The 8672-nt window shown below is 64.0% G+C and carries 8 protein-coding genes; 1 reads left to right on the top strand and 7 read right to left on the bottom strand.

Translation table 11 applies throughout. The features are described 5' to 3' along the window. The first annotated feature begins 51 nt into the window (after positions 1-51). Positions 52-420 carry an Lsr2 family protein gene (locus CH296_RS27860; protein WP_094686217.1) on the top strand — a complete coding sequence of 123 codons (369 nt, stop codon included), beginning with the start codon at positions 52-54 and terminating at the stop codon, positions 418-420. Positions 421-575: 155 nt separating this feature from the next. Here the strand turns inward: CH296_RS27860 and CH296_RS27855 are convergent, their stop codons facing one another. From CH296_RS27855 to CH296_RS27825, 7 genes are all read right to left on the bottom strand, one after another. Beyond that, positions 576-2294, bottom strand: a complete 1719-nt coding sequence (locus CH296_RS27855) for a ParB/RepB/Spo0J family partition protein (RefSeq protein WP_094686205.1) — start codon at positions 2292-2294, stop codon at positions 576-578. Between the two features lie 100 nt (positions 2295-2394). Further along, positions 2395-2682, bottom strand: a complete 288-nt coding sequence (locus tag CH296_RS27850; RefSeq protein WP_094686204.1) for a hypothetical protein — start codon at positions 2680-2682, stop codon at positions 2395-2397. 451 nt (positions 2683-3133) lie between these two features. Further along, positions 3134-4513, bottom strand: a complete 1380-nt coding sequence (locus CH296_RS27845) for a pentapeptide repeat-containing protein (RefSeq protein WP_179277855.1) — start codon at positions 4511-4513, stop codon at positions 3134-3136. 274 nt (positions 4514-4787) lie between these two features. Further along, positions 4788-5093: a hypothetical protein gene (locus CH296_RS27840; RefSeq protein WP_094686202.1), complete on the bottom strand. Its 306-nt coding sequence runs from the start codon at positions 5091-5093 to the stop codon at positions 4788-4790. Between the two features lie 196 nt (positions 5094-5289). After that, positions 5290-5898, bottom strand: a complete 609-nt coding sequence (locus tag CH296_RS27835; protein WP_094686201.1) for a hypothetical protein — start codon at positions 5896-5898, stop codon at positions 5290-5292. 468 nt (positions 5899-6366) lie between these two features. Further along, the gene (locus CH296_RS27830; RefSeq protein WP_179277854.1) at positions 6367-7146 is read right to left on the bottom strand and encodes a pentapeptide repeat-containing protein; all 780 of its coding nucleotides are present in this window, start codon (positions 7144-7146) and stop codon (positions 6367-6369) included. A gap of 323 nt (positions 7147-7469) precedes the next feature. Then, positions 7470-8069 (bottom strand): recombinase family protein, encoded by a 600-nt coding sequence (locus tag CH296_RS27825; protein WP_094686199.1) that lies wholly within the window; start codon positions 8067-8069, stop codon positions 7470-7472. Positions 8070-8672: the final 603 nt, after the last annotated feature.

Raw genomic sequence — 8672 nt, 5'->3', positions numbered from 1 at the left:
AGACGAATGCGGTTGCGCATTGCGAATGTGTCGATGAAAGGTTTTCCGGCTGTGGCCAAACGAGTGACAACCCAATTGGTGGACGATATCGACGGGTCGGTCATCGACGACGATTCCGGCGAGACGATCGAGTTCGCAATCAACGGCGTCGAGTACTCGATCGACCTGAAAGCTAAGAACGCGAACGAGTTTCACAAGAAACTCGACTACTACGTCGGGCATGCGACACGGGTCGGTGGCCGCAAGCGTAAGCCCTCCCCCGCTGCCGCATCGACCGCGACAGCAGCCGGCGGATCGGTCAAACGTGATCCGGAGCAGACGCGCGCGATCCGGCAGTGGGCATTCGACCAGGGCTACGAGATCAGCGAACGTGGCCGGATTCCGGCCGATATCGAAGAGGCATACAACGCCGCACACTGACGGACGGTAAGCCGCCTGCGTCGACGCGAGCGGGCCGGGGTGGTGCGCCGAGCGGGGGAGCTCGAGGGGCCGCCGCAGGCCCCCTCGACCCGGGCCGGGGACGTCGAGCCGCCGGTGGCGGGCACCGTAGAGGCACCCGCTACCGGTTCCGATTCCTAGTCGGTGATGCTCTCCTGGGTGGGGGCGGTCAATGCGTCGTAGCCCTGCTCGGGGGTGAGCGTTCCGGCTGCGACCTGCTCGACCGGGGTCAGGTCGTAACCGTGCTCGACCAGTAGGTCCAGGTAGTTGTCCTGGTTCCCGTAGCCGCTGCGCTTCCACCAATCCTTGCCGGTCCCGCTCATCCGCGCCTCGTAGGCGGCGAGGATCTGCGCGAGCAAGATCACCTGCGCGCGAGTGTCGCTGGCCTTGTCGATCACCGGTGCCAGAGCATCGCGCGCGGCGCGTTCTTTCCAGTCACCCCACCGCTCGGTGGCGGGCTTGTCGACTGTGACACCGAGCAGCTCAGCGAGGTGCTCGGAGGCCTTGTTCTGGGTGAGCAGTCCCGGCTCTTCGACGAGGGTGTCGGTGATCCACTTCGCGGCACCCTTCGGCAGGGTCTTGCTGGTGAGGAACTTCGACAGGAACTCCTTGCGGACCACGGTCGCTGCGAGCGATGCGACGTTGAGCGCCTTGGTGCGCCGCCGCGCGGCCCTCTCGGCTTCCTTCGCTGCCGCCTCGGCGGCGAGCCGCTTCTGCTCCGCCGCCTGGGCGACTGCCTCGGCGTCGGCGGGGTCCACGTCACCGGCGGGTGCGGCCAACGCGGCCGCGAGGATCGGCCCTGGCTTCACACCAGCGGCGTCGGGGTCTGCGGTGAAGTATTCCGGCACCCAGACCTCTACGGTTCCGATGTCCTTGTGGTGGTGCAGTCCGGCCTCGGGCTCTGCTGACAGGTCGTCCTCGGTGTCCCAGTCGATGCTGTCCTCTTCGATAATTTCGCCTGTGGCGGTGAGGGTGTATCGCTCTTCCTTCGACAGCCACACCTCCCAGTGCCCCGCCGCGCCGTCGATCACGGCGTCGGTCACTGGGCCACCGTCGGCGGTCACCAGATCGTCTGCGCGCAGGTACGGGTCGCCGTAGGCCGGTTCTTCCTCGAGGAGGGTGAATCCTCGTTCGGCGTAGGGGATGCCTGCTTCGGCGCGGGCTTTGCGCTCGGCACGGTCGTTGAGCAAACGCTGCGCGATCCACCGGAAGTCGTACCGCGCTCCCAGGAGCTTCTCGACGGCGGCGGTGTCGCCTTCGGCGTCGAACTCCGCGACGATCGCGGCCTGGTCGAGGGTGAGCTGCCCGGCGTCGAGGGCCGCGCGGGCGGTCTGCGAGCGGCCCGCTGTACCTGCGGTTTTCGCGGTCTCCCGATTGTCGTAGTGCAACGCCTTGGCGATCTTGGTGACAGAGACACCGAGATCGAGCATGTCGGTCACGGCCTTGGCGCGTTGGCCGTCGGTGAGCTCGATGCGGCAGTCGTTGGTGTTCACCTGCTTGGTGAGACGTTCGATTTCTCGATCCTTGGCCTTGCTCGCGGCGGTCCGGATCAGTACCGGCACGCTCTCGACACCGGCTTCGATCGCGGCGAGGGTACGGACCTGTCCATCGATGACGACGACCAGGTCACCGTCGCGACGCGCGAGGATCGGCACCAGCACACCGAGCTCGAAGATGGAGGCGACGACCGCGCGGAACTTGGCCGACTCGGTGTCGACCTCGTCGCGGACGTTCGGTCCGACCTCGAGGGCAGTGGGGTGCAGGCGGGCGTACTCCTCGCCCGCCCCCACGACCGGCGTGGTGCCGGTCGTGGGGGCTTCGGTTGCGGCGGTGGCGGTTTCGATGCTTGCGGTCATGGTGGTGTCTCTCCCTGATAGATTCTTCGGTTGGAGACACCGGGCAGTTAGGAGCTGTCCGGTGTTTCTTGTTTTCCGGGGCCGGTGTGGGCCTCGGGGGTTACTGCCGGGCGGTGGCCACGTGGTGGTGGCCTGCGAGCCGTGCGGCGTGGATTTCGGCCTCACTGGCTCCGTGTTCGCGGGCGGTGCACGCCCAGAACGCGGCCCGCTCAAGGTGCGCGTCGACGGTGGTCGAGTTCGCGTCCGATGCGGCTCGGTTGACCTGCTCGGTGTAGGCGGTGACGTGTGCGAGTGCGTGGGTCTTGACCTCTGCCGGGACTCCGGCGATCGCGGTCATGATCGCGGTGCGCAGTCCCACCGTCCTCGGTCCTGTGATGGTGTCGTGCATGTCGTGACTTCCCTTCTCAACTGGTGGCCTGGCCCTTTGCCCTGCCACGTTTTTTCGCCGTTTCTGGCGTGAGGAGAGAAGTCAGCGCACGGGGCCGGAGTGTCAAGGGTCGGGCCGGAAAGTTTTCAGCCGGAGGCGTTTTGAAAAGTTTTCGGAGCCCTTGGGCCGGGAGCGCAGCGGACGCCGGCGGTTGATGCGTAGGTCACGGGTGATGAATGCTCGCCGGTAGCCAGAACCGAGTGAGAAAACGTTTTTCGCTCTTTTGAGTGCGGAGCGAAGCGGAGTTCAATTCGGTGGACACCGCAGGTGGCCGGCACCGCCGGCAGGCGGAATGCACGACTACCGGTCGATGCCGGCGGCGTGGCCACCTCCCGGCCGTGGAGCTTGCGAGGCGATTGTGCGGGAGCGACGGGAGATGGCCACGCTCAGTGTCGCGGCAGCACCTGCCCTGTCAGGGCTTCGGTACAGGCGGCCACTCGTAGGGAAGCACGGATACCGGATGTGACCGAAGAGGTCCGAATACGCTGTGCGGGTGACGTTCCCAATCCACCCACACCTTCACCCACGCTTGTGGATTCTCGAACATGGTGACCTTGCCGTCGAACGTCGCCCCGATGAACGAGGTGCCCTCGCTGCTACTGAATGCCACATCGCGGAACCAGGTGACCTTGCTGCCGAACGTCGCCCTTTTGAACGAGGCGACCTTGCTGCTGAACGTCGCCTCGACGAACATGGCGCTCTCGCCGCTGAACGTCGCCCCGATGAACGAGGTGCCCTCGCTGCTGTTGAACGCCGCCTCGTTGAACCAGGCTAGCTCGCTGCTGTTGAACGTCGCCTCGTCGAACGAGGTGCTCTCGCCGCTGAACGTCGCCTTGTAGAAGAAGGTCTTCTCGCCGCTGAACGTCGCCTCGTCGAACGAGGTGTTTTCGTCGTTGAACGTCACCCGGGCGAACGAGGTGACCTTGCTCCTGAACGTCGCCTTTTCGAACGAGGTGACTTCGCTGCCGCTGAACGCCGCACCGTCGAACGAGGTGCGCTCGCCGCTGAACGTCGCCCCGGCGAACGAGTGATCCCCGCCGCTGAACGTCGCATCGTCGAACCAAGTGTCCATGCTGCTGAACGTCGCCTTGTAGAAGAAGGTCTTCTCGCCGCTGAACGTCGCCCCGCCGAACCAAGTGCCCCCGCCACTGAACGTCGCCCCGGCGAACGAAGTGACCTGGCCGCTGAACGTCGCACCGGTGAAGTCCGTGTTGTGGAGGTAGGCACCCGTGAGGTCGTAGTCGAATGTGGACCATGAGTGGTCGTGGTCAGGTTGGAGGTGTGCGGCGATGGTGCGGGTGATGGCGTGGCGGGTGTCGAGGTCGTCGTGGGGGTATTCGTGGGTGGTGTCGGTGTAGTCAAACTTGGTTCGGTGAGTCCGGCGGGTTTCCCTGCGTAGGTGGGGGTTTCGGGCGGGTGGTTCGTAGGGTGTGCGGAGATAGTCGCAGAGGACGTTGATGCAGGCCTGGGTTTCGCGAGGTTTCTTGCGTTCGAGCCAGTCGTCGGCGAGGGCCTCAAGGGCGGAGACCGCGGCGGTACGAATCGCGGGCGCGGGGTCGGCGAGCTGTCCGGTGATGGTGGTGAAGCGGTCCCGGAGTGCTTGGGTGGCCGCAAGGGTGTGGGTTGCTTTGTGGTGCCGATCGAGCTGTCTGCGACTGAGATAGCCGATGAAAAAGGTGATGACTGCAGCGACGATGATTCCGGCGCTGGCGAGGACAGTAGCGGCGGGTTGTGTGAGGTTGTCGAGGAGCCACACGCCGATGCCTGCCGGGTCGGTTGATTCGACCGGCACGGTTGGCGTTGACGGAGTTGGGACCTGGGCGTGGAGGCTCACGGGGGTGACAGTAGCGGCTCCACCGCAGCTTTCCTGGTTGAGTTATTACCGGTCACGTACTGCTGACCGAGGCCGTGGCAGAGAGCGATTGCGCGGGCTGCCTGTTCGGCGATTTCGGCAGGTAGTGGTGGTCCGTCGAGAGTTCTGATTCGCATGACGCCGAGTGTGGCAGTGGGTACCGACAGAGTTGTTCTCTCGCAACGCTTTCAAGTCGGCTCACACTGTTCTGATTCTAGAGGTAGAGCAGGTGAGTGGCGGTGCCGTCGAAGTGTTCGAGGTTGTCGAGGACGCCGGCGTAGTTGGCGGGTCGGCACGCTCCGAGGCTGACGATGAGGGCGCAGGCTCCGTCGATGGTGACGAGGTACGTCGGCGGGGTGTTGGTGGGGCTGGCGTCGGCGTGGGCCTGGGCGTCGAGGAGGGCGTAGCGGACGGCGTCGGCAGCGGCTCGTTTCGCCGCGATAAGGCTGGGTTCTGCTCCTGCGGCGGTGATGGTTTCGGGGCGGCGGTCGGGTCGGGTGGTGACGGTCCAGGTGATCATCGGTGGTGTGTCCCTTCGGGTGGGTGAGCCGAGCGGCGCGAAAGTGCGTTCGGCTTCCAGCATCGCGTACCGAGCGCCAGCGAGGTCCGCGATGCACAGGCATTTTTCGGAATCTGGGGATAGAGACGTTCCCTGTGGATGGATACGACGCGGCCCCGGAATCCGTGTCGGGTTCCGGGGCCGGATCGGGTGCGGGCTACAGACGTCGTCGCCAGGGTGCGGCCATGTCTTCCTGGTGTTCTCGTTCGGCGTCGTCGAATGCGTCGGTGAGGGTGGTCGGGTCGCCCGAGTACTGGTCACCGTCGGTGAAGATCGCGACGGCCATCCGGTGGACGCTGCGGAGCTCGTCGAGCATGGTGACGTATCCGAGGCGGTCGATGATGCGCCAGATGACCGGTCCCATGTGGACCTCGACCCAGTGCATGGTGCGTCGCCGTGCGGGGACGTACTGCTCGCGCGGGATGACGGCGGTTTCCGGTGGCGCGATCCACACGACGGACATGGCGGCGCGGGCGTAGTCGTCGCCCGGTCCCCCGGGCTGGGGTGCCTGGTTGTCGATGCGGGCGATGAACGTTCGGGCATCGGCCAGTCCGGCAATGAACGCATGGACGGCGGCGGCAGAGCGGAAGGTCATCATCAGGCGGTTGAAGGTGACGATCATCTGAGCGTCATCGGTGGCGGCGGCGTGGACATTGACCACCGCTTTCTGGCGTCCGACGATGGTGGCGGTGGTGTGGGTAACCACTGCGCCGTAGTTGTCGGTGTCGGTGCTGCTGTGGGCTTTCTGGGCGGTGGTCTTCGACATCTCGCGCTCCCCTGCTCAACGTGGCGAACCGGGTGGCCCGCCAATTTTTTTTGCCGTTCTGGCAGGGGAGAGTTGGACCGGTATGAGGGGGCCGGAGTGCAATGGTCGGGCCGGAAAGTTTTCAGCCGGAGGCGTTTTGAAAAGTTTTCGGAGCCCTCGGGCCGGGAGCGCAGCGGACGCCGGCGGTTGCGCGGAGGTCACCGCCGGTCAAAATCGGAAGGCCAGAAGGGAAAAAGAATTCTTTTCACAGGACGAAGCGCAGCGGAGTTCGATTCGGTGGACGCCCGCAGGGTGGCCGGCACCGCCGACAGGCGGAATACCTCACGGACGCTGACGCCCCTGGGGGTGACCACCTTGTAGCCGTACGGCTTTGAGATTCAGTGCGGGCATGTGCGGAGCGACGGAAGTTGGCGGAGGTCGACACAGACGCGGAAACCCAGCGGTCCAAGGCCGGAATTGTCCGGTCGATCAGGGAAACCGTTCGCATGTGGCAGGGTCGCTCGGTGGCGGCTCGAATTCGCCCCATTCCGTAGTTTCGGACCAGCATGCACCGCCACTGAGGGAGCCGCCATTCGGATACACCTGACTTGGGTTTGCGAGACCCAAGTCGACGCCCTCCAGGTTTGCGCCGCTCAAGTCCGCACCGCGCAAGTCCGCGCCAGGCAATTTCGCGTCCTGTAGGTTCGCGCCAGCCAGTTTCGCGTCGTTTAGGTCCACAAAGTCGAGTACCGCGCCGCTGAAGTCCGCGCCCTCTAAGTCGGCCCCAGCCAGATATCCGCCTCTCAGGCTTACACCGCTCAGGTTCGCATTGCGTAGGTCCGCATTGCGTAGGTTCGCGGTGACGAGGTTCGCCTCGGGCAGCTGCGCGGAGACCAGTTTCGCGCCACGCAGGTCGGTGCCGCTCAGGTTTGCTTTGGTTAGGTCCGCAAAGTCGAGTACCGCGCCGCTCAAGTCCGCGCCGTTGAATTGCGCGCCGCGCAAGTCCGCGGCACCGAATTTCGCGCCATTCAACTTCGCTTCATCAAAGTGCGCGTTTGCCAGTTCGAGGCCCCTGAGGTTTTGTTCTGCCAGGTCGATGCCATTGAAGGGCCGTGGTAGGTCAGGGTCGGGAGAGGATTTGTCCCGGATGAAGGTGAGGTTTGCTGCGCGGAGGAGTCGGTCCGCTCGCGTGTCATCGATTTCTTGCTGCGCAACAATGGTCCCCCAAGCGACGATACCGCCGGTGATGAAAGCAATGAGGAGTGGCACGACGACATCGCGGGTCCAGAAGGACTTGATCGGTACGCCCGTTGTTGCTGGTCCTGGGTCGGGCTCGTCAGTCGCTGACGATGTGTCCGCCGACGCTTGCTCCGGGGGCGCGGATGAAGTGCGCCTGTTGGTTCGGCCAGCGACGCGGCGGTTTAGGCGAGGTGCACCGTTGGGTGTCATTCCGGAAATGATAAGCACTGCGGGCACTCGATGAGATGCGGAAGTTGCGGCCGAGTCGCGGTTCTAGTTGCCAGACCATGAGTACGTCAGAGGGTAGGAGGACCTCAAGCAGGATGACTGCAGGAGTTTAGAAGTTGACTGCACTACCCGCTTTTTGTGATCGCTAAGGCATCTCGTTCCGATCGCGCGAGGGCGAGGTTGCTGTAGATCGCAGATCGTCTCAATCCACTGTTCTTACATAGTGTTTCGATTTTGAATTGCCGAGTTTCGTACATCTGGAGCAGGTACGCTCGCTCCTCTGGTGTAAGGGTGTGCGGTCGACCTTTCATCTTGCCGGCCGCGGCGGCCGCGGCGATGGCGTCGCGGGTGCGGGCGCGGATGAGGTCGGACTCGAATTCGGCCATGAGTCCGAGCATTCCAATGAACATTTTGCCCATCGGGTCGACGGGGTCGTAAACCTTGCCGTCGATCGATAGTGCCACTCCCCTAGCAGCGAGGCGGTTTACGGTTTCGTGGAGGTCGCCGGCAGATCGGGAGAGTCGGTCGAGTTTGGTGACGCAGAATTCATCGCCTTCGCGGCTGGCGTTGATCGCGTTCTCGAGGCCGGGGCGTTTGCTTTGTCGGCCACTGACTCCGTTGTCGACGTAGACCCGATCGCGGTCGACGCCGATCTTGGCGAGCAACCCGATCTGGACCGCGGTGTCCTGCCGGGCGGTACTGCACCGCGCGTATCCGATTTTCATGCCCCTCCGGCCTGCTGGACTCGATCTGTCCAGTTGAGACTACGTGAAGCTGGACAGATCGAGCGGACACTTCCACCGGACGGTTTCGCGTGACATCTCGTGACGTCAACCTGTCAGTTTCAGAAGTCAGCTGCACTTGTTCAGAAGTGGGTGTCATACAGCCACTGTTAAAGGTAGACCTGTAGTCCGTCTCGAGCAGTCGCGGTCTTCCTACACGAAATGCGAACGTTCCCCTTTCGCCCGCGGCGGTGAACCTTCCCATTCATCACCCTCGCATCGATGGTTTATACCCCTGGAGGTACTTGCATACCCCCGCAGGTATGTGCCACAGTGGGAACACGCCTCGCCGGAAAGGATCTCTGTGTGCCACCCCGTCGCATGCCCGACATGCAGTAAGACCACCTGGGCCGGTTGCGGTCGGCACATCGACAGCGTCATGAAGAACGTTCCGAAGCCGCAGCAGTGCTCGTGCTCTACCGCGGCGGCCGACCCGGAGACGCGTCACGGCCTCTTCCGCTCCCTGTTTCGTCGCTGACTTTCCGTACACACATTCTCGAACTTCGTGGGCATCCGTGGCCTTATTGGATACCCCCACCCGTATTA

Source organism: Rhodococcus sp. 14-2496-1d (genome assembly GCF_002259365.1).
Classification (GTDB): Bacteria; Actinomycetota; Actinomycetes; order Mycobacteriales; family Mycobacteriaceae; genus Rhodococcoides.
The sequence above is the reverse complement of the archived record's forward strand: the minus strand, read 5'-3'. Positions and strand labels throughout refer to the sequence as shown.

Excerpts from the sequence above, each read along its gene's own strand:
- CH296_RS27855 (WP_094686205.1), bottom strand. The coding sequence starts at position 2,294 with ATGACCGCAAGCATCGAAACCGCCACCGCCGCAACCGAAGCCCCCACG.
- CH296_RS27850 (WP_094686204.1), bottom strand. The coding sequence starts at position 2,682 with ATGCACGACACCATCACAGGACCGAGGACGGTGGGACTGCGCACCGCG.
- CH296_RS27840 (WP_094686202.1), bottom strand. The coding sequence starts at position 5,093 with ATGATCACCTGGACCGTCACCACCCGACCCGACCGCCGCCCCGAAACC.
- CH296_RS27835 (WP_094686201.1), bottom strand. The coding sequence starts at position 5,898 with ATGTCGAAGACCACCGCCCAGAAAGCCCACAGCAGCACCGACACCGAC.
- CH296_RS27825 (WP_094686199.1), bottom strand. The coding sequence starts at position 8,069 with ATGAAAATCGGATACGCGCGGTGCAGTACCGCCCGGCAGGACACCGCG.